Origin of the sequence: Aeromonas sp. 11P (assembly GCF_051920165.1) — a bacterium.
GTDB classification, from domain to species: Bacteria; Pseudomonadota; Gammaproteobacteria; order Enterobacterales; family Aeromonadaceae; genus Aeromonas; species Aeromonas veronii.
Window position 1 is genome coordinate 4,105,354 of the sequence record NZ_JBQBDJ010000004.1, and the last position, 19,830, is coordinate 4,125,183.

Consider the following 19,830-nt stretch of genomic DNA (forward strand, 5'->3'; position numbering starts at 1 on the left):
AACATTTCTATACTACCGTGCGCACCCCATTTTTTTCAGGTGCTTATATCTTTTGATAAATATATTTGAATCGTTATGCTTATATATTATTCGCTTATGTCATTAATCAAACGATTCATAATTTTTGTCTCTGTTTTTTTCTTGACGCCTGCCGTATTGGCGGAATCTGGTTCCTCTGTCCCAACGATTGAAGTGGGCATATTGGCCGGAGGGTGGGGCCCTTTTCAGCAGTGGGATGGCAAGGTCGCCGCCGGCTTTAGTGTTGAATTGATGGAACACTTGGCCAAAAAGCTGGACTACCGGATTGCCTGGCAGGTCTACCCTGACTGGGAAGCCATGTATGCCGATGCCTGCAGTGGCAAGCTGGATATCCTGCTCGACGCGTTTAACTCTGAGGTGCGCCAGTGTGTCACCTATAGCTTGCCTTACTACACCTCGCCAACCGTGGTGGTGGTGCGCCAGGACAGTGCCCTGTTTCGGGATGTGAGCCGGTTGCACTCCGCCAGCATTGCCATCGAAAAAGGTTTTCTGACCGAGAAGCTGGTGAAGCTGCATTATCCCAATGTCACGCCGCGGCTCTTTGTCGATACACGCCGTGCATTGCAGGCGGTTGAACAAGGGCGAGCTGATGCCTATATCGGCAACCTCCATGTGGCCAACCTGTTTATCGAGCGTCACCCGGCGTTGGCGGTGGTCGCCCAGTCTCCCTTGTTGATGGAAACCCTTCACCTTGGTATTGCCAGCCAGAAGCACACTCTTGCCATCCGGCTTGATACGGCGATTCAGGCGCTGACAGTCGAGGCGCGCAGTGCACTGGAGAAACGCTGGCTGGGGGAGAGTCTGGAGCCCAATTTTATGGGGCACAGTAATTTCTTGCTGCGTCCTGATGAGCGTGGTTGGCTCTCGACACTGCCACCGCTAAAGCTGGGGTTACTCCCCGGCTGGGTACCCTTCTCTTACCGTGATGAGGATGGAAATACGGTTGGTTTGATGGCAGACCACCTGGCGTTGCTGCAAGAGAAGTTGGGCCTGGCATACCACAGTGTGCCGGTGTCGAGCTGGCCCGATCTGCAGCAGTTGCTGCTGCATCACGAGATAGACTTGGCGGTATTACCCACCCGCATTATCGAGCGGTTGGTGGGCTGGCATGCCAGCGAGTCCTTTGCATCATTCCCGTTGGTACTGGTGACAGCTCGAGGCAGCCTGCCTATCGGGGATCTCTCCGATCTGGCCGGTAAAGAGCTGTTGCTGACCGACAGCATGCTGATCCCCGAACTCAGGGCAATGGTGCCCGACCTGAAACTGACCACGACCCATGATGCCAGCGAGGGGCTCGCCCGTGTTGCCGCTGGAGAAGGAGATGCCTATATCGGCAATCTGGTGGTGGTCTCCCGTCTTATCACCGAGCAGTTTGATGAACTACTCCATATTGCCGCCCCAACCCCTTTCAAGGATGAGCTAGCCGTAGCGGTACGTGAGCCTTATGTCCCCTTGCTGCCTTTGGTCAACCGGGTGTTTGCCAGCATGAGCGACAAGGAGAAGCGCCAGATCCGCAACAGCTGGCTGGCGCTCAATTACAGCGAAGGTATCCCCAGAGCGAAACTGGTGCGCACCCTGCTGCCCGCCGGGGTGGCGATCACGCTTTTTATTCTCGTGCTGTCGGTGGCTTACTGGCGGCTGCGTCAGGAGATAGTCCGGCGTCATCAGGTTGAGGCAGCACTCGCCAGAGCCAAGGCCAAGGCGGAGTCTGCCGCCACCCAGAAAGGGGAGTTTCTGGCCACCATGAGCCACGAAATTCGCACGCCTATGAATGGTATCGTCGGCATGGCGGAGCAGCTCACCTTTACCGAGCTGACCCAGGATCAGCGTCAGATGGTTGAGGTCATCAACCGCGGTGCTCAGGGGCTGCATGCGCTGATCGACAACGTGCTCGACTTCGCCAAGCTGGAAGCGGGCAAGATGCAGCTCGAAGAGGCCCCTTTTCTCATCCGTGAATTGATCGACAGCGTGCTGACCATGACGGTGAGCGAGGTGCATCGCAAGGGGTTGCGTGTCTACCTCTGGGCGGATGCCGGTGTGGCGGTCCGGGTAAGCGGTGATGCGCTGCGTCTGCGCCAGATCCTCTTCAACTTTGTCAGCAATGCCATCAAGTTCACCGAGCGGGGCTTTATCGAGATCTCGGTGCAACTGCTGGTACAGGAGGAGGGGCAACAGCAATTGCGCTTCGGCGTGTGCGACAGCGGTATCGGTATGAGCCCAGAGGCGCTTGGCCGGATCTTCAATGCCTTTGAACAGGCAGAGAGCTCCACCACCCGCAGTTATGGTGGTACTGGCTTGGGGCTAAGTATCTGCCAGACCCTGGCCACCTTGATGGGGGGCGAGATCCGGCTGGAGAGTGCCTCTGGACTAGGCACTTTCATCAGCCTGACGGTTACGTTGCCAGTGCTTGCACAGCGAGAGCCGGATCTTCGTCTCAATGGCGTGCAAGCCCATATCGATCTCCATGACGAGAAGCTGTGCCATACCCTGCTGTTGCATCTTGATGCCTTGGGGGTAACACGAACGTCGGAGTCTGGTGATGCTCGGTTGCGTTTCACAGACCATGAGTTGGTGGGCAACGGGGTCATCCGGGTGCTGCCGCTGGCAACCCCCCTCGGCTATCGCTGTGATGAGAGGGGCGACATCCTCAACAGCAATCCCATGAGCTGGCATGCGGTGCGGGAAGTCTGCTATCGCCAGCTTGGCTTGAGCGATGGGACGGCAACGCAAGCGATCCGAAAGAGCGCACCTATGCAGCCCTGTCGGGTATTGCTGGTGGAGGACAATCCCCTCAACCAGTCGCTGGTAATACGTCAGCTCAGACAACTTGGGATGAACTGCGATGTGGCAGAGCATGGCCAGCAAGCCCTCGAGATGGTCTCGTTGCATCCCTATGATCTGGTGCTCTGTGACTGTCAGATGCCGGTGATGGATGGTTATGAGTTCACCCGCAGGATACGGGTTGCAGAGAAAGGTGAGCGGCAGCTGATCATCGCCATGACGGCCAATGTGTTGCCGGAGCAGGCTGAACGCTGTTCTGCCGCGGGCATGGACGATCTGTTGGGCAAACCGATACTGCTGGATACTCTGCGCCAGATGTTGCAGAAGTGGCAAATCTTACCCGCGCCAACCTTGATTGATATTGCAGCTATGGAGGCGTTTTTTGGTCATGGTGACAAGTTGCAGCAGATGTTTCCGCTTTTTCGCCAGGAGCTTGAACAGTCGATGGTGCAGGAGCCACTTGATGACAATGCATTGGCCAATTGGGTGCATCGTCAGGCGGGGACCATCAGCATGATGATGGCGCCGGAATTGGCGGAACAGGCATGGCGATTGGAAGAAAAAATCCGTCAGTTTGGAGCGCCAGCTTGTACAGATGAGCTGACACGCTTTCGTGCCCAATTACAGCAAATCATCGATGAATTGACGTTATTGAGCGAGAAAGGGCACTCAGTTATCGAGGGAGAGCTGGAGTAAGGGGAACTGTTCACTCATAAAATTGCGGGGGCTGTGACCGTTGCCTGCGCTGGCCAGCCATTCCCAATCCAGTTTTGGCGAGCCCGCTTTGAAGCGTTGATAGGCAACGCCCTGATGAATGGTCAGAAAGAGGGTCGTGGGGAGTCCCAGCTTGTTGCTGTAGCGCACCATCAGATCACCCTGATAGTCGTTGCTGATTCTGACTTTGAGCGCCTGCAGTGTCAGACCGGTGGCGTGACCATGCTCGTCCCAGACTTCAAACATGATGTGAACACTCTGATGTCGATGATGCCACGATGAGCAAGATGGGATGCAATTGCAACTGTCAGATCTGACAATGCCGAAAAAGTGTGAGGGGGATAGCAGAAAGCGAAAACCCGGCGCGAGGCCGGGTTTTCTTGAATGATGGTGGAGGGAGAAGGATTCGAACCTTCGAAGGCAGAGCCGTCAGATTTACAGTCTGATCCCTTTGGCCGCTCGGGAACCCCTCCACAGGGGTAAAGCAAATTGTATTCAGCCATTGCAATCAGGGAAATGGTGGAGGGAGAAGGATTCGAACCTTCGAAGGCAGAGCCGTCAGATTTACAGTCTGATCCCTTTGGCCGCTCGGGAACCCCTCCACGGGGTATTTCCTGATTGTCACTACTTTTGCACTTGAATGGTGGAGGGAGAAGGATTCGAACCTTCGAAGGCAGAGCCGTCAGATTTACAGTCTGATCCCTTTGGCCGCTCGGGAACCCCTCCCCAAGTGCGAGGCGCATACTATCAGATCCAGAGGCTTTGTGAACCCCTTCATTAGACATCTGGCAGTAAAAAATGACTGTTCGTCGATTTTTTGATACATCCAGCTCAAAATTCAAGCTTATCAGCAAGTTGTGCGCTGCTTTTCTGCACAAAACAGCATCCGTGCAAGCTGGCGATCGCGCTGAAGAGAAGGCAAATAGCAGAAGACCGCCAGTGTCGGCGGTCTTCCCGGGCATCACATCTAGCGCTGGAACGGGTAGACCGAACCCAGTTTCAGGATCTGGGTCAGCTCGTCCAGTGCGCGGCGGGACTCCTGCACCAGTGCTGGATCCCGCAGATCGTCGAGGGTCAGCCGGTCGCGATAGTGGCGATCGACCCAGCCATCGAGGCGTACAAACTGGCTGTCGTTGATGAGGCAGGCCGGATTGACCGCTGCGAGTTCCTGATCGTTCATGGCAACCCGCAGTCGCAGGCAGGCCGGGCCGCCTCCATTGCGCATGCTCTGTTTCACATCCATGTAGTGGACCGCCTTGATCGGGGTCTCCTGCGTCAGCAGCTTGCCGAGATAGGCCGACACCGCCGGATTGTCGCGGCACTCGGTGGGGGCGATGATGGCCATCTCGCCGCTCGGCAGGGTGAGGATCTGGGTGTTGAACAGGTAGGATTTCACCGCATCCAGCACGGATACCTCGGCAGTCGGCACTTCGATAAAGTGCAAATCTCTCTCGCCAAACTTGCCGCTGATCTCGGCCAGCACCGCTTCGGTGTTGAGGAACGCTTGCTGGTGGAAGAAGAGCACGTTCTGGTTGCCCACCGCGATCACGTCGTTATGGAATACCCCCTGATCGATCACCTCCGGGTTTTGCTGAATAAAAACCACGCTCTCCTCGCTAAGGCCATGCAGGCGGGCGATGGCCTGGCTTGCCTCCAGGGTCTGGCGGGCCGGGTAGCGCTTCGGCGCCGGGCGGGAGTAGTCAAAGGCACTGCGGCCATAGACGAACAGCTCGACCCCCGCCTCGCCATAGGCGCGGCAGAGGCGGGTGTGGTTGGCTGCCCCCTCGTCGCCGAAGTGGTCATTCTCCGGCAGATGGAGGTGGTGGCTGAAGTGGCGATCATTGTTGAACACGGCGCGCAGGATGCGGCCCGTGACGTCGGGCTCCAGAGAGCGGTGAAACTTGTTGGTCAGGTTGGCGGGGGTGAAGTGAATGCGGCCATCCTGGGTATCGGCACTGGGAGAAACGGTGGCGGCATTGGCTGTCCACATGCTGGAGGCCGAATAGCAGGCAGCCAGTACGGCGGGAGCCTGTTTGGCTGCCTGCTCCAGCACCCGGGCATCGTTGCCGGTGAAGCCGAGGCGGCGCAGGGTGGCGAGATCGGGGCGTTCTTGTGGCGCCAGTACCCCCTGGGTCATGCCAAGCTCGGTCAGCGCCTTCATCTTGCGCAGCCCCTGTTTGGCGGCCTCTTTCGGATTGGAAGCCTCCTGGGCATTGCTCTGGGAGGCGACATTGCCGTAGGAGAGGCCAGCATAGTTATGAGTCGGGCCGACCAGACCGTCGAAATTGACCTCGAAGTGCTTCATTGAGTACATCCTTTCGATTTTTATGATGGGTAGCGGTTCCTTCCGCGCGCAATGCGTCGGGGTTGGGCCATTATAAAGAGATTTTATGTTTTTGTAACAAGCCGGTAACCAGCAGACGTTTTTATGTCGTTTCAGATATAAAAAGAGGGGCGGTATGGCAGAAAATTGAAAAAGCGGTTGCGTCCGGCCTGTTGCCTTCGCATTAATAAATAAAGAAGCAATAAAAGAAGCCGTGTGGTTCGGGCTGGTCAGGCAAATTTGCTCACAAGATTGCTTTTTCGCGCCAAATCTCTTATACAGCCCCACAAAACCGCACACCAACCCCGTCGGGTGCAATGAGGATAATAGTTACAGCATGGGCAAATCACTGGTCATAGTGGAGTCTCCGGCCAAGGCCAAGACGATCAACAAATATCTGGGCAAGGACTACGTGGTGAAATCCAGCGTTGGTCATGTTCGCGATCTGCCCACCAGCGGCAGCGCCAGCACCGAGCCCAAGAAACCTGTCATTCGCGGCATCAAGTTGAGCGAATCCGAGAAGGCTGCCAAGGATCGCAAGGCCCTGTTTGCCCGGATGGGTATCAATCCGACCGCTGGCTGGCAGGCTAACTACCAGATTTTGCCCGGCAAGGAGAAGGTGGTCAGCGAGTTGCAAAGTCTGGCCGAGAAGGCAGACACCATCTATCTCGCAACCGACTTGGATAGAGAAGGAGAGGCGATCGCCTGGCACCTGCGCGAGATCATCGGTGGCGACGACAGCCGCTACAAGCGCGTGGTGTTCAACGAGATCACCAAGAGCGCCATCAAGGAGGCGTTTGCCCAGCCGTCCGAACTCAATATTGACCGCGTCAATGCCCAGCAGGCCCGTCGTTTCCTCGACCGCGTGGTGGGTTACATGGTTTCCCCGCTGCTGTGGAAAAAGCTGGCCCGTGGTCTCTCCGCCGGTCGAGTGCAGTCCGTTGCGGTGCGTCTCATCGTCGATAAAGAGCGCGAAATCAAGGCGTTCGTTCCGGTCGAGTTCTGGGATCTCAATGCCGACCTGCTGACCGCCGACAAGAGCGACCTGCGGATGGAAGTGGTCAGCCGCAACGGGGCCGACTTCAAGCCGGTGACCCAGGCCGAGACCTTCGCTGCTGTCGCAGCCCTGGAAGGGGTCGACTACAAGGTCGTTAACCGGGAAGACAAGCCGACCGGCTCCAAACCGTCCGCGCCGTTTATCACCTCCACCCTGCAGCAGGCGGCCTCTACCCGTCTGAGCTTCGGGGTCAAGAAGACCATGATGATGGCCCAGCGTCTCTATGAAGCGGGTTACATCACCTATATGCGTACCGACTCCACCAACCTCAGCAAAGAGGCGGTTGAGGCGGTGCGTGAATATATCGGCGAGCAGTATGGCGCGGCCTATCTGCCAGCCGAGCCGAATCTGTATGGTGCCAAGGCCAATGCCCAGGAAGCGCACGAGGCGATCCGTCCCTCCAACGTACAGGTGACTGCCGAGATGCTGGAAGGGATGGAGCCGGATGCCATGCGTCTGTACGATCTCATCTGGCGTCAGTTCGTTGCTTGCCAGATGACCCCGGCTCAATACGACTCCTCCACCCTGACCGTCAAGGCGGGTGAGTTCGAGCTCAAGGCCCGTGGCCGTACCCTGCGCTTCGCCGGTTGGACCAAGGCCCTGCCGCCGATGGGTCGCAAGGGCGAAGATAGCCAGCTGCCGGCGGTGACCGTTGGCGAGGTGCTGAAACTGGTCAAGCTGGATCCGCGCCAGCACTTCACCAAGCCGCCTGCCCGTTTCACCGAAGCGGCGCTGGTGCGCGAGCTGGAAAAACGCGGCATCGGCCGTCCGTCAACCTACGCCTCCATCATCTCCACCATCGTCGATCGAGGGTATGTGCGGGTCGACAGTCGCCGTTTCTTCGCCGAGAAGATGGGCGAGATCGTCACCGACCGTCTGGTGGAGAACTTCGTCGAGCTGATGAACTACGAGTTCACCGCCAAGATGGAAGACAAGCTCGATGGCATCGCCGAAGGAAGCCTTGAGTGGAAGAAGGTGCTGGACGCCTTCTACGCCGAGTTTACCCAAGAGCTGGAGAAGGCTGACAAGGCGCCCGAAGAGGGCGGCATGCGTGCCAACCAGATGGTGATGACCGACATCGACTGCCCGGATTGCGGCCGCAAGATGGGCATTCGTACCGCCACCACCGGCGTGTTCCTCGGCTGCTCCGGCTATGCCCTGCCGCCGAAAGAGCGCTGCAAGAAGACCATCAACTTGGTCTCTGCCGACGAGTTTGTCTCCGCCACTGACGGCGAAGAGGCGGAAACCGAAGCGCTGCGCGCCAAGCACCGCTGCGGTGTCTGTGGCACCGCGATGGATGCCTACATCATCGATGACAGCCGCAAGCTGCACGTCTGTGGTCGCAACCCGGATTGCGATGGCTATGAAATCGAGAAGGGCCAGTTCAAGCTCAAGGGCTACGAAGGGCCGAGCATCGAGTGCGACCGTTGCGGCAGTGAGATGCAGCTCAAGAACGGTCGTTTCGGCAAGTACATGGGCTGTACCAACGAGACCTGCAAGAACACCCGCAAGATCCTGAAAAACGGCGACATCGCGCCGCCGAAGGAGGATCCGGTGCCGCTGCCGGAGCTCAAGTGCACCCAGTCCGATGCCCACTTCGTGCTGCGTGACGGGGCTGCCGGTCTGTTCCTGGCGGCCAGCAACTTCCCCAAATCCCGCGAAACCCGCGCGCCGCTGGTGGAGGAGCTCAAGCGCTTCAAGGATCGCATCTCCGCCAAGCACAAGTATCTGGCCGGTGCCCCGCTCACCGATCCGGACGGCAACCCCGCCATCGTGCGCTTCAGTCGCAAGACCAAGGAGCAGTACGTGATGAGCGAGGTCAACGGCAAGGCGACCGGTTGGACCGCTCATTACGACAACGGTACCTGGCAAGAGAGTTTGCCAAAGGCTAAAAAAGCCTGATGAAAAGAGGCCCCGACAAGGGGCCTCTTTGCTTATGGGTAGCGGTATACTGAGACAGCTGCAAGGAGTGCAGCTGTCGTCAATCGCGAAGTAGACAAGGAGGTTGAGATGGAGATTAACGAGATCCGGCCGGGCATGAGCTGCATGACCCGTGAAGGGGCGGCCTATGTGCTGGAAGTGGACCGGCAGAGCTTGCTGGTGCTGCTACAGCGCGCGGATGAGACCATACCGGTGCAGGTGCGCAGCGACGAGATCCTGGCGCCGCTGGAGTGAGCCGGCTGTGATTCCCTCAAAACGGCAGTAGAAAAAGCAGCTCGGCCAGATCGGGCTGCCATTGCCATTCCTTCATTCTGACCCGTCCACCAATTACGGGCACGCCATCTTCCTGCAGCAATCCCACCTGTCTGTCGAAGCCAGCCGACCCTTTCGGTAACGAGATGGTGCCCGCTGCGCCCAGTACCCGATGCCACGGCAGTACCTTGTCGGTTTCCCGCAGAACCTTACCCACCAGTCTTGCCCGTCCGGGCAGCCCGGCCAGATCGGCCACCTGACCGTAACTGACCACCCGGCCTGCCGGGATCAGGGCGATGATCGCTTCGATACGGGCAGTTTTGTTCAATGAGGATGGACTTGGTTGAATGCTCATAGACCCGATTCGTCAAAAACAACAGAAGCGCCATTGTGGCGCTTCTGTCATGGGGCTGGCAATGATTCAGCCGAAGGTCTGGCTAAGCCCCTTCAGTTGCTTGGCCCGTTCCAGCAGAGCCTGACTGGAGTGATCGACATCCAGCATCTTCTGACTGTTGGCGTGGGAGTACTCGGAGATCTGGTGGATGCTGCGGCTGATCTCCTCCACGACCGCTTGTTGCTGCTCTGCAGCGGTGGCGATCTGGGTGGAGTGTTCGGTGACCAGCTCTATCTCTGTCAGCACGGTATGGAGGCTGCTGGCACCCTGGCGGGTCATCTCGGCACATGCGCGGGTCTGCTGCAGGTTCTCCTGCATCATCCCCTTCCAGCGTCCCAGCGTGTGCTGGATCTGCTTGATGCTGCCCTGGATCTGCTCGGTCGCCTTGTGGGTGCGGGTCGATAGAGTACGCACCTCGTCTGCAACCACCGCAAAACCACGGCCCTGCTCCCCGGCGCGAGCCGCTTCGATGGCGGCGTTGAGGGCCAGCAGGTTAGTCTGCTCGGCGATGCCCTGGATCTCGCCCATGACACTGCCAATCCGTTCGGATTCGCTGGCGAGCTCCACTGCCGAGTTGAACGCCAGCTCAGCCTGTTTGGCGAGCTGTTCGATCTGTTGCTCGGTCTGGTTCAACTGCTGGTTGGTTTGTTCACAACGATTGCGAGCTTCGTTGACCTGACCGTTGGAGTCTTGAATGTTGCGGGCGATCTCGTGAGCTGTATTGGCCATTTGAGTCATAGCCGTAGCCATCTGCTGGGTCTGGGCATCTTGCTCGTTGATATCGAGACAGGCCTGATGAGAGGCCTGCTTCAAATTGATGGCCAGGGTTTGCAGAGGTGTCGTGGCATCGTTGATCCGCCCCAACACGGTTCGGATGCGGGCCTGCAGCATCTTGATATGAAAATCGACAATGGCGCCGGGGTTGTCACCGGAGTAGATCAGCCGGGTCAGACTGTCATATTCACGGCCCAGTTGCTGCAGATAGTGGGGCAGGGCAAAGAGCTCGCGCCAGTAGGCTCCGCCAAGAAGCAACAGGGGCAGCAGCATCAGCAGGACGGTCATGGCCCCTTGGCTGGCGAAGGTCCAGCCCATCATGCCGAGCAGCAGCAGGGTAATGGCCGGGGTGCGCACTCTGGCAAGAGAGGGAAGGTTGCTGCTGTTGCCGCGCTCGGCCTTGAGCAGGGCTTGGTAGGTCTGAGCGGCGATGCGCTTGAATTGGGGCTCGGGCTTGCAGCGTACCGACTGGTAGCCGCTGATCCTGTTGCTTTCATAGATGGGGGTCACATAGGCATCTACCCAGTAGTAACGACCATCCTTGCAGCGATTCTTGACGATGCCGCGCCAGGGTTTGCCCTCCTTGAGGCGGGCCCAGAGATCGGCGAAGGCGGCCTTGGGCATGTCGGGGTGGCGTACCAGATTGTGGTTGTGTCCCACCAGTTCATCGACCGGGTAACCTGCGATTTCGCAGAAGGCCGGGTTGGCGTAGGTGATCACCCCGCGCAGGTCAGTGGTGGAGACCAGTTGTACGTCGGCAGGAAACTCCACTTCGCTATCCAGGGTATGGACATCTCTGCGGGCCATAGGAATACGCTCCGATGTTCTTGTTGATAATGTTGTCGTTGTTATTGTGGCAGATTTTGAGGTGGCCGCAGGCTCGCGCCAGCAGGAGGCAGACCAGCTTCATTGGGGGCTGGATTTTGCCAATAATGGCGGATGAATGGTAGGGGGAAGTTGATGTTTTGTTGGCTAATCGTAAAAAAGGCGGCCGATTGGCCGCCAAAGTAGAGACAACATTACCTCTGTGGCATCCGGTAGCGCACCTGCAACTGATCGAGGATCTGCAGCTGACCCGGCAGGCGGGCGGCGAAGAGCTCCCAGCCCTTGTGGGCGGGTTCGCTCCAGGCAACCTCGGCCGTGGCCAGCATACGCGGGAACAACATGTAGTCGAGACGATCACGGCTGGTGATCAATTCTGACCACAAGGGGCTCAGCACCCCGAGGATGTTATCGTTGGCATGGAAATCGGCTGGGGCAGGGTCACACGAGTAGACCTGCTCCAGATTGAGGGTCCCCGCCCAGTAGAGGCCGGGTTCATGAATATCGGCGCTCCAGGCGAGATCGAGATAGAGGAACTGGGCGGGCGCCATCACCACCGGATAACCGGCCGCGGCAGCGTCCAGCCCCGCCTGAAAGCTTGTCCAGGCACAGATGGCCGCTTTGCGGCTCACCTTGTCGCCATGCAGGATCTCCTCCCAGCCGATCATCTGTTTGCCTCTGGCGGCCAGATAGCGCTGGCAGTGGCGCAGCAGATGGCCCTGCAGCTCGCGGCAGTCGGCGTAGCCCTGTTCGACCATCAGCTGCTGGCAGGCGGGGCTGTCGGTCCAGACCCCGGTCGGCACCTCGTCACCTCCCATGTGGATCTGCGGGCCGGGGAAGAGTTCGCACACCTCGTCCAGCACCGCCTCCAGGAAGCGGTAGGTGCCGGGCAGGGCAGGATTGAGCACGTTGTCATCGAAATGCTGCACCGAGCGGTAGCGGGAGTGATCCGCCGTTTCTATCAGCAACTCGGGCAGCGCCTTGATGGCGGCGTGACAGTGGCCCGGAATGTCGATCTCGGGAATGACGGTGATGCCGAGCTCACCGGCATAGCTCACCAGCTCCTTCACCTCGCTCTGGGTGTAGTAGCCGCCATAGGGTTCGGCGCCGCCGCTGAGCTGGGGGCCGATCGCCAGATCGTGGCCTCGCCAGGCACCCACGTCGGTCAGCTCCGGGAAGGTCTTTATCTCGAGTCGCCACCCCTCGTCATCGGTCAGATGCCAGTGGAAGCGATTGAACTTGTAGAGGCTCATCAGTTTGAGCAGGCGCTTGATGGTGGCCGGAGTGTGGAAGTGACGGGCGCAGTCGAGAAAAATGCCGCGAAAGCCAAAGCGCGGGGCATCCTCCAGCGTGACGCAGGGCAGGCTCTCCCCATGTTGCAGATACCACTGGGCTAGCGTGACCAGCCCATGACGCCAGCCCGCTTCGTCGGCGGCGGCAATCACCACCTCCTGCGGCGTGATGGTGAGTTGGTAGGCTTCGGGGGCCAGTTTGGCCTCGGTCAGCCGGATTTCAGCGTCGTGATCCTGCTCCAGCGCCAGCGATGTCAGCTCGTTGAAGTGGGCCAGCAGCTTCGGCACATCGTGAGGGGCGCTGACATGTGCCCGCTCGGCCAGCCGGAAGTTCCCCTCCAGTTGCACCAGATGGGCCGGTTGCGGCACGATTCCGGGTAGGGGCTCGACATCCGGCAAGTCGGGGCGGGTTACCGGCGGGTTCTCCAGTCCGAGATCCTGAGCGGCCAGCGTCACCGGCAGCAGCTGGGCACCTGTGGTCGCCTCCGGCAAGCTAAGGAAGAAGCCCTGCGGCATGTCGGAGAGCTTCTTGATGGGGGTCTGGCGGCAGCAAAAGCGCAGCTCGCAGCTGTCCGCTTTCGGGACAATCACCTTGTAGCTGCCGCTCTGGCGCTCCAGCTCGCCCCCTTGCAAGGAGTCGGGGTCGATATGGCGAGCCAGACAGAAGTGCAGCTTCCACTTGGTATCCGGCACGCAGGAGAGGGTGAAGGTGAACCAGACATCCTCGCCGTCACGTCGGGCGACCTGGGTGTGGATCAGGGGTGTAGACATGGAAAATCCTCTGATTGGGCAAACAGGATGGCGCCATCGAGCGCATCTGCCTGGGGGGGGATCAGGTTGAGCTGGTCGAGACGGGGGGCGAGGCGGGTGCCAATTCCCCCCAGCAGGGCGATCTGTCTGGCACCCAGCTGGGTCATTCCCTCCAGCAGGATCCGCAGCTGTTCGCAGGTTTCGTCCAGCAGCTGATTGGCGAGCTCGTCGCCATCGCTGGCGGCATCGAATACCCAGGGGGCAAAGTGGCCATAGTCCGCCGGAATGGCGCGGGCGGCCCAGCGTACCACCTCGGCCTGATCCCGCCTGAAGCGATCCATCAAGCGGATGGCGAGGGTGCTGGGGGGCAGAATGCCGTCGTGGCAGAGCAGGGATTGCTGGATGGCGCGCAGCCCCAGCCAGGCACCGCTGCCTATATCTGAAATGGGGAAGCCGCGGCCGGAGCAGGTGCGGATCTGCCCCTCCTGATAGACCAGCCCCACCGAGCCGGTACCGGCGATCAGAATGGCCCCCTCACGGCCGCCAAAGGCGCCGAGGCAGGCACCGAAGGCATCGGAGGTGAGCCTGACGCTGGCAAAGGGGAAGGGCATCTCGAGCAGGGCGTGATAGCAGTCGGCCAGCTCGGCGGAGGCGAGCGCCAGCCCGACCCCCATCTGCTGTTCACTCTCGATAGCGATCCCGGCGGCAAGGCGGGCGCTGGCGATGGCGGCCAGCACATTGGCGTGGGCATGGGGGATGCCCAGCTCCAGATTGGAGCCGGCCGCGCGCCCCTCTCCGAGCAGTTTGCCCGCCCGATCCCGAATGCGGGCGCGGGTGTGGGTGCCCCCGCCATCGACGCCGACCCAGAACTCAATCATGGCGACCTCCATTTCCCTGCGCATTCTGCCAGCTGATAGCCAGGGCAAACCAGGCTGCGTGGGGAATCCACTGCTCGCCCCAGCGCCAGTTCTGATCCAGCCGATCCTTGTACTCCTCCGGGATAAAGGCCACATCGTTCTCGTCATCGAAGCCAGCGGTGATGCCGTTGCAGATGCCCCCCTGCGCATTGGGATAACCGGCGGTATAGGCGGGGTTGTTGATGCCGTGGCCCGCCAGCATGCAGGCGTTGAACGGGTTTTGCCCGAGGATCCAGTCGAGTTGGCGCTGGCCATAAGTGAGCAGCGGCTGGCTCTGGCGGGGGAAGTGGCGGGCGCCAGCAAAGGCCATGGCCGCCAGCGAGGCGAGGCGGGCGTTCTCCCCCTGCCACCAGTAACCGGATTCGTTGTTGTGGGGCATAAAGAAGCTGACGCGCGGCGCTTCATCCACCCCTTTCACATATTGGCGGGCGAGGGAGAAGGGGTTGCCCGCGCGGGCACAGAGCGCCAGCTCGGCGGCCAGCGCCTGCTCCACCACGGTTTGTGCTTGGGCCTTGTGCTCCTTATCCGGCTCTACCCCCAGATATTCCAGCAGCGCCAGCACCGGCAGACCAGCTTCTGCTGCGTGGTAGTAGGGGCGCGAGCCATCCTCGTTGGCCGACCAGTAGTGACCAAGCTCCGGATGAATGCGCTGGCGGGCACAGAGCTTGCTGGCACGGGCTCTCGCCTCATTCAGCCACTCGTTGCCGAAGGTGCGGGTCAGCTCCACCGCCGCCAGCAGGGCGCAGTAATCGTCGATGATGTTCTCGGCCCCATCGTCGAGATAGGCAAGGTTGTGCTCGCACAGATGCAGGTAGCCGCGTTTGGCTGCCTCGGCGTAGCGGCTGGCATCGAAGTCGCCACTGACGCTCTCGCGGGCGGCGCGGGCCAGCGCGGCGATGGCCATGCCGCCCCCTTGGCGGAACCCCGCCTGCCAGTTGGCAGACTTGAGCCCCTGCTGGGTGGCATAGGCGCACAGCTCGCGCTGGGCGGGATCCTTGCTCCACTTGTCGAACAGGGTCATGAAGAAGAAGCCCGACTCATCCTGCATCCGGCAGAGGAAATCGGCTCCGTGCAGCGCCTCGTCATTGAGCCGCTTGCAGAGGTTCACTCCGTCGATATCGCGGCGTGGGGCCAGCAGTTCCCGGCACTTGAGCAGGGCCCAAACCACCATGGGGGTCTGCTGGGGGTTGAGGTAGTTGGCGTAGGAGAGGTGGCTCAGGTACTTGCTCATGTCGCCGCTGGCATCGAACCAACCGCCGTGCACATCTTTGTGCTGGTCGGTGCCAAAAAGGCGGGCGTTGCGGTCGGCCCGATCGAAGGTGCCGCTGGCGCGCTGCCCCTTGAAGTAGTGGATAACGTCCGAGAGGCAGCGGCTGGCCAGCAGATCCTGGCCGATGGCAAAGCGGGTCGAGCGGACTATGCCTTGGGCAGTGATCGCCTCCAGCCGATAGTGGCCGGGCTCTTTGAAGGCGGAGAAGTCGGCGCGCCAGTAAGCGCGGCCCTGCCAGCCTGGGACGCTGCCAGCCGGTTGCAGCGGAGTTTCAAACAGGATCTGGCCATCATCAAGGCGTTGCAGCCTGACATAGCCGCCGAGATCAGGAGCGGGGGAGGTTTGCAACAAGGCGACCTTGTGGCCGTCGCACTCGTAGCCCACCTGATTGATCAAGAGTTCCATCAAGGTATTACTCCTGTGGTTCACCGCCGGGCGGTGAGGCACATCACGGGGCTGTGGCCGCCCCGTATCGAGGCATGGCCGAACAGGGCTGTCCGGCCGGTCTAAGGTGCACCATCACTCGTAGAGGTAGCAGCGCACGAAGTGGTTGTCGGCAAGCTTGGTGATGGCAGGCAGTGCTTCCTTGCAGCGGGGCATCGCCTGATTGCAGCGCCCGGCAAACGGGCAACCGCAGGACTCCGGCGTCCAGAGCGGGATCTCCCCCTTGCGGCCCCCCTCCAGCTCGGCGTGGATGCTCTTCTCGGGATCGGGCACCGCCGAGATGAGCAGCTGGGTGTAGGGGTGCTGCGGGTGGTGCAGGATCTCGTCCACCTCGCCCCACTCCACCATGTGGCCCACATACATCACCGCCAGATCTTCCGCCACATAGCGGGCGGTGGCGATGTCGTGGGTGATGTAGAGCATGGAGACGCCAAGCTCATTCTTCATCTGCTCCATCAGGTTGAGGATGCCGATGCGAATGGAGACGTCGAGCATGGAGGTCGGCTCGTCCGCCAGCACCACTTCCGCCTCCACCGCCAGGTTGCGGGCAATGTTGACCCGCTGGCGCTGGCCGCCGGAGAGCTGGTGCGGATATTTGGCCGCAGTCGCCTTGGCCGGGGTCAGACCGACCTTCTCCAGCAGGGCGTGGACCATGTCGGGCAGATCTTTCTTGTCGATCACCTTGCTGTGCAGCAGCAGGGGGCGGGCGATGTGGTGATAGATAGTGTGGGTCGGGTTCAATGAACCGAACGGGTCTTGCCACACCATCTGCACGCTCTGGCGATAGTCCAGCAGGGCGGTGCCCTTGTTGAACTCCTCCAGATCGTGGCCGCGATAGAGAATGCGCCCGGCACTGAGCTTGTACATCTTGGCGATGATCTTGGCGATGGTGCTCTTGCCGGAGCCCGACTCACCGACTACCGCCAGGGCGCGGCCCCGGTGCAGGTTGAAGGTGATGTCGGAGAGGGCCCGCATCTTGCCACTCTTGATGGCATTGGAGTTGATGGGGAAGTCCTTGTAGAGATGCTGGACTTCGATGATGGGTGCATCGGTTTTGGCGATTTGCATGACAGACATCCTTAACAGCCAGCGGCCTTGTCCAGATAGATCACGGAATCTTGTTGCAGCCCCTGCTCTTCATAGAGGTGGCAGGCGGTCTGTTGCCCGGGGCGGATCTCGGCCAATTTGGTGTACTCCTGACGGCAGCGATCGTGCACCTTGCCGCAGCGGGCCTGAAAGCGGCAGCCGACCGGCACCTCCAGCAGGTTGAGCGGGGTGCCCGGGATCCCCTCCAGCACCTTCTTCGGCCCGTGCAGGGGCGGGAAGGAGTTGCCCAGCCCTCTGGTATAGGGGTGCAGCGGCGCGGTCAGGATCGCCTTGGAGGGGGCGACTTCTACCAGCTCACCGGCATACATGATGCCGATGCGATCGCAGAACTCCACCATCAGGGAGAGGTCGTGGGTGATGAACAGAATGGAGAAGTTGAACTTCTCTTTCAGGGCATAGACCTTCTGCAGGATCTCCCGCTGTACCACCACATCGAGCGCCGTGGTTGGCTCATCCATGATCAGTAGCTCGGGGTTGAGCGCCATGGCGATGGCGATCACCAGCCGCTGGCGCATGCCGCCGGAGAACTGGTGCGGGTAGTCCTTGAGCCGGCTCGGGTGGATATCGACAATGGTGAGCAGCTCCTGGGCGCGCTTGATCGCCTCGTAACGGGTCATGCCGGGGTTGTGGGCCAGCAGCACGTCGCAGAACTGCTCCTCCATCCGCAACACAGGGTTCAGGGCGTTCATGGCGGACTGGAACACTACCGACACCTGTTGCCAGCGGTAGGAGCGCAGCCGCTCGTCACCGTAGTGGAGGATGTTCTCCCCTTTGAACAGGATCTCGCCACCGCTGATGTAGGCGGGTGGCTTGTGCAGCCGGGCTACCGAGAAGGCGACGGTGGATTTGCCGCAGCCCGACTCACCGGCGAGACCGAAGATCTCGCCCTGTCTGATATCGAAGCTCACCGAGTTGACGGCGCGCACGTCGCCATTTTCGGTGATGTAGTCAACGCAAAGATTGCGTACTGACAGCAGGGGATGCTTGTTCATGCTGTCTTCTCCTGTACTGTGGCAATCGGAGTGGTGACCGGCGCCGCGAGTTTCTTCCAGCGGCTCAACCCTTTGTGGGAGCGCAGCTGCGGGTTGGCAATCTCGTCGATGGCGAAGTTGAGCAGAGCCAGACCGGCACCCAGGGTGGCGATGGCAAAGCAGGGGGCCAGGATCTCCCACCAGGCGCCGACCAGAATGGCGCTGGAGGTCTGGGCGTTGTAGAGCATGATGCCCCAGCTCACCACGGTCGGGTCGCCGAGGCCGAGGAACTCCAGGGTCGCTTCGGTGACGATGGCGTAGATGATGGAGCCGATGAAGCTCACCCCGATGATGGAGATGAGGTTGGGCAGGATCTCCACCAGAATGATGCGCCAGGCTGGCTCGCCCAGCACTTCGGCGGCGATGACGAACTCCTTCTCGCGCAGCGCCAGGGTCTGGGCACGGATGACCCGCGCGCCATAGGCCCAGGAGGTCAACCCTATTATCACGGCAATCACCGCCGGTGACGCCTCCCCGATAAAGCTCGCCAGTACCAGTAGCAAGGGGAGGTTGGGGATCACCAGCACCACGTTCATCAGGAAGGTGAGGCACTCATCCACCAGGCCCCCGAAGTAACCGGCGGTGATGCCGATGGCGACGGCCAGGGTGCAGACCAGCAGGCCTGCGCTGAAGCCCACCAGCAGCGAGATACGGGCTCCGTTGGTGAACTGGGCCCAGATATCGTGGCCCATGCGGGTGGACCCCATCACGAACTCGGCACTGGGCGGCTGGTGCGGGCGAGCCACCCGCTTGGTCGGCTCGTTGCTGGCCAGAATGGGGGCAAAGAGGGCCATCAGTACGAAGGCAACCACGATGGCGAGGCCACAGGCAGCCTTCTTGTTGCCCAGCAGGATTTTGAGAATGGTCGGCATACGCATCTTATTTGCCTCCTGTACGCAGACGGGGATCCAGGAAGACGTAGAGCACGTCGGCCAGGAAATTGAAGCTGAGCATGGTGATGGTCATGATGAGCAGCTGCCCCTGAATGAGCGGGTAGTCGCGGGCCAGAATGCCCTGATAGAGGGTCAGGCCCAGACCGGGATAGTTGAAGATCACTTCGGTGATGAGAGAGCCACCGATGACGAAACCGAGCGCCATGGAGAGGGCGGTGACGCTGGGCAGAATGGCGTTGCGGGCGCCGTAGTTGAAGATCACCCGGTTGCTGGAGAGCCCCTTGGCCTTGGCCATGGTGATGTAATCCTCACCCAGCAGGTTGATCATGTTGTTGCGCATGGTGATGAGAAAGCCCCCCACCTGCACCACGGCCAGGGTCAGCACCGGCATGATGGCGTGAGTCATGATGCTCTTGATGTGCTCCCAGCCCCAGTCAGCCTTGATCTCCGGGCTGTAGGCGTAGCCGATGGGCAGCCACTCGAGGCTGACCCCGAACAGGAACAGGGCGAGCAGAGAGACCACCACCGGCGGAATGGCCTGCATCACCAGGGTGAGCGGGGAGAGAATGCTGTCCATCCGGCCGCCGCGATACCAGGCGGCGAAGATGCCGACGATGGAACCGATGGAGAAGCTCAGGATGGTGGAGGTGCCGACCAGAAACAGGGTCCAGCCGATGGCACGACCCAGCACGTCAGAGACCTGCTGTGGGTAGAAGCGCACCGAGGTGCCGAGATCCCAGGTGAAGACACTCTTCACATAGGTGAGAAACTGGGTGCCGATGGGGCCGTCGACAAAGCCGAAGGTGGCTTTGAGGGCTTCCAGGGCGGCGGGTTCCATCATGGCGCCAGCGCGGGCAAACATCACGGAGACAGGATCCCCTGGCATGGCACGGGGTAACAGGAAGTTGATGGTGGCGGCTACCAGAAAGGCAACCAGGTAGAAGGAAAAGCGTCTCAGTATGAATCCCATGATGGTACCTTTTACTGCAAGTCTGCCCCGCGTCGGGTATAGCTACCCCAACCCCGGAA

General features: G+C 60.3%; 14 protein-coding genes and 3 tRNA genes. 3 read left to right on the top strand and 14 right to left on the bottom strand.

Going from position 1 to position 19,830, the window contains the following annotated elements; translation table 11 throughout:
• Positions 1–75 precede the first annotated feature (75 nt).
• Positions 76–3,516, top strand: coding sequence for an ATP-binding protein (locus tag ACTG1P_RS19100; RefSeq protein ID WP_440001958.1), 3,441 nt, complete (start codon positions 76–78; stop codon positions 3,514–3,516).
• Here the strand turns inward: ACTG1P_RS19100 and ACTG1P_RS19105 are convergent.
• The 5 genes from ACTG1P_RS19105 to astB form a co-directional block, all read right to left on the bottom strand.
• Complete coding sequence (locus tag ACTG1P_RS19105) at positions 3,490–3,780, bottom strand: hypothetical protein (RefSeq protein WP_005353834.1); 291 nt, start codon at positions 3,778–3,780, stop codon at positions 3,490–3,492. The genes ACTG1P_RS19100 and ACTG1P_RS19105 overlap by 27 nt on opposite strands.
• Positions 3,781–3,922: 142 nt before the next feature.
• Positions 3,923–4,007 (bottom strand) — tRNA-Tyr (locus tag ACTG1P_RS19110).
• A gap of 44 nt (positions 4,008–4,051) precedes the next feature.
• Positions 4,052–4,136: transfer RNA gene (locus ACTG1P_RS19115), tRNA-Tyr, on the bottom strand.
• A gap of 39 nt (positions 4,137–4,175) precedes the next feature.
• Positions 4,176–4,260, bottom strand: a tRNA-Tyr gene (locus ACTG1P_RS19120).
• Between the two features lie 241 nt (positions 4,261–4,501).
• Entirely contained in the window at positions 4,502–5,839 is a 1,338-nt protein-coding gene (gene astB, locus ACTG1P_RS19125; RefSeq protein ID WP_440001959.1) for an N-succinylarginine dihydrolase, read from the bottom strand.
• Positions 5,840–6,194: 355 nt separating this feature from the next.
• On the opposite strand from astB, the gene topA reads away from it, so the two are divergent.
• Together topA and ACTG1P_RS19135 are read left to right on the top strand one after the other, a co-directional pair.
• On the top strand, positions 6,195–8,816 hold the full coding sequence (gene topA / locus ACTG1P_RS19130) for a type I DNA topoisomerase (RefSeq protein ID WP_139398746.1): 2,622 nt from the start codon (positions 6,195–6,197) through the stop codon (positions 8,814–8,816).
• 108 nt (positions 8,817–8,924) lie between these two features.
• Complete coding sequence (locus tag ACTG1P_RS19135; RefSeq protein WP_005334891.1) at positions 8,925–9,089, top strand: hypothetical protein; 165 nt, start codon at positions 8,925–8,927, stop codon at positions 9,087–9,089.
• 16 nt (positions 9,090–9,105) lie between these two features.
• Here the strand turns inward: ACTG1P_RS19135 and ACTG1P_RS19140 are convergent, their stop codons facing one another.
• The 9 genes from ACTG1P_RS19140 to ACTG1P_RS19180 all read right to left on the bottom strand — a co-directional run bounded on the left by ACTG1P_RS19140 (position 9,106) and on the right by ACTG1P_RS19180 (position 19,771).
• Complete coding sequence (locus ACTG1P_RS19140) at positions 9,106–9,462, bottom strand: MGMT family protein (RefSeq protein ID WP_440001961.1); 357 nt, start codon at positions 9,460–9,462, stop codon at positions 9,106–9,108.
• A gap of 66 nt (positions 9,463–9,528) precedes the next feature.
• Complete coding sequence (locus ACTG1P_RS19145) at positions 9,529–11,082, bottom strand: methyl-accepting chemotaxis protein (protein ID WP_440001962.1); 1,554 nt, start codon at positions 11,080–11,082, stop codon at positions 9,529–9,531.
• A gap of 212 nt (positions 11,083–11,294) precedes the next feature.
• Positions 11,295–13,160, bottom strand: a complete 1,866-nt coding sequence (locus tag ACTG1P_RS19150; RefSeq protein WP_440001963.1) for a beta-N-acetylhexosaminidase — start codon at positions 13,158–13,160, stop codon at positions 11,295–11,297.
• Positions 13,145–14,017, bottom strand: a complete 873-nt coding sequence (locus ACTG1P_RS19155) for a BadF/BadG/BcrA/BcrD ATPase family protein (RefSeq protein ID WP_440001965.1) — start codon at positions 14,015–14,017, stop codon at positions 13,145–13,147. The genes ACTG1P_RS19150 and ACTG1P_RS19155 overlap by 16 nt, the downstream gene beginning before the upstream one ends.
• Positions 14,010–15,731: a glycoside hydrolase family 9 protein gene (locus tag ACTG1P_RS19160; protein WP_440001967.1), complete on the bottom strand. Its 1,722-nt coding sequence runs from the start codon at positions 15,729–15,731 to the stop codon at positions 14,010–14,012. Before ACTG1P_RS19160 ends, ACTG1P_RS19155 begins: the two co-directional genes overlap by 8 nt.
• A gap of 114 nt (positions 15,732–15,845) precedes the next feature.
• Complete coding sequence (locus tag ACTG1P_RS19165; RefSeq protein ID WP_042061369.1) at positions 15,846–16,838, bottom strand: ABC transporter ATP-binding protein; 993 nt, start codon at positions 16,836–16,838, stop codon at positions 15,846–15,848.
• A gap of 11 nt (positions 16,839–16,849) precedes the next feature.
• The gene (locus tag ACTG1P_RS19170; protein WP_005353822.1) at positions 16,850–17,869 is read right to left on the bottom strand and encodes an ABC transporter ATP-binding protein; all 1,020 of its coding nucleotides are present in this window, start codon (positions 17,867–17,869) and stop codon (positions 16,850–16,852) included.
• Positions 17,866–18,786: an ABC transporter permease gene (locus ACTG1P_RS19175; RefSeq protein ID WP_440001968.1), complete on the bottom strand. Its 921-nt coding sequence runs from the start codon at positions 18,784–18,786 to the stop codon at positions 17,866–17,868. The genes ACTG1P_RS19170 and ACTG1P_RS19175 overlap by 4 nt, the downstream gene beginning before the upstream one ends.
• A gap of 1 nt (position 18,787) precedes the next feature.
• Positions 18,788–19,771, bottom strand: a complete 984-nt coding sequence (locus ACTG1P_RS19180; protein ID WP_005353818.1) for an ABC transporter permease — start codon at positions 19,769–19,771, stop codon at positions 18,788–18,790.
• Positions 19,772–19,830: the final 59 nt, after the last annotated feature.

Excerpts from the sequence above, each read along its gene's own strand:
- ACTG1P_RS19100 (WP_440001958.1), top strand. The coding sequence starts at position 76 with ATGCTTATATATTATTCGCTTATGTCATTAATCAAACGATTCATAATT.
- ACTG1P_RS19105 (WP_005353834.1), bottom strand. The coding sequence starts at position 3,780 with ATGTTTGAAGTCTGGGACGAGCATGGTCACGCCACCGGTCTGACACTG.
- astB (WP_440001959.1), bottom strand. The coding sequence starts at position 5,839 with ATGAAGCACTTCGAGGTCAATTTCGACGGTCTGGTCGGCCCGACTCAT.
- topA (WP_139398746.1), top strand. The coding sequence starts at position 6,195 with ATGGGCAAATCACTGGTCATAGTGGAGTCTCCGGCCAAGGCCAAGACG.
- ACTG1P_RS19135 (WP_005334891.1), top strand. The coding sequence starts at position 8,925 with ATGGAGATTAACGAGATCCGGCCGGGCATGAGCTGCATGACCCGTGAA.
- ACTG1P_RS19140 (WP_440001961.1), bottom strand. The coding sequence starts at position 9,462 with ATGAGCATTCAACCAAGTCCATCCTCATTGAACAAAACTGCCCGTATC.
- ACTG1P_RS19145 (WP_440001962.1), bottom strand. The coding sequence starts at position 11,082 with ATGGCCCGCAGAGATGTCCATACCCTGGATAGCGAAGTGGAGTTTCCT.
- ACTG1P_RS19150 (WP_440001963.1), bottom strand. The coding sequence starts at position 13,160 with ATGTCTACACCCCTGATCCACACCCAGGTCGCCCGACGTGACGGCGAG.
- ACTG1P_RS19155 (WP_440001965.1), bottom strand. The coding sequence starts at position 14,017 with ATGATTGAGTTCTGGGTCGGCGTCGATGGCGGGGGCACCCACACCCGC.
- ACTG1P_RS19160 (WP_440001967.1), bottom strand. The coding sequence starts at position 15,731 with ATGGAACTCTTGATCAATCAGGTGGGCTACGAGTGCGACGGCCACAAG.
- ACTG1P_RS19165 (WP_042061369.1), bottom strand. The coding sequence starts at position 16,838 with ATGCAAATCGCCAAAACCGATGCACCCATCATCGAAGTCCAGCATCTC.
- ACTG1P_RS19170 (WP_005353822.1), bottom strand. The coding sequence starts at position 17,869 with ATGAACAAGCATCCCCTGCTGTCAGTACGCAATCTTTGCGTTGACTAC.
- ACTG1P_RS19175 (WP_440001968.1), bottom strand. The coding sequence starts at position 18,786 with ATGCGTATGCCGACCATTCTCAAAATCCTGCTGGGCAACAAGAAGGCT.
- ACTG1P_RS19180 (WP_005353818.1), bottom strand. The coding sequence starts at position 19,771 with ATGGGATTCATACTGAGACGCTTTTCCTTCTACCTGGTTGCCTTTCTG.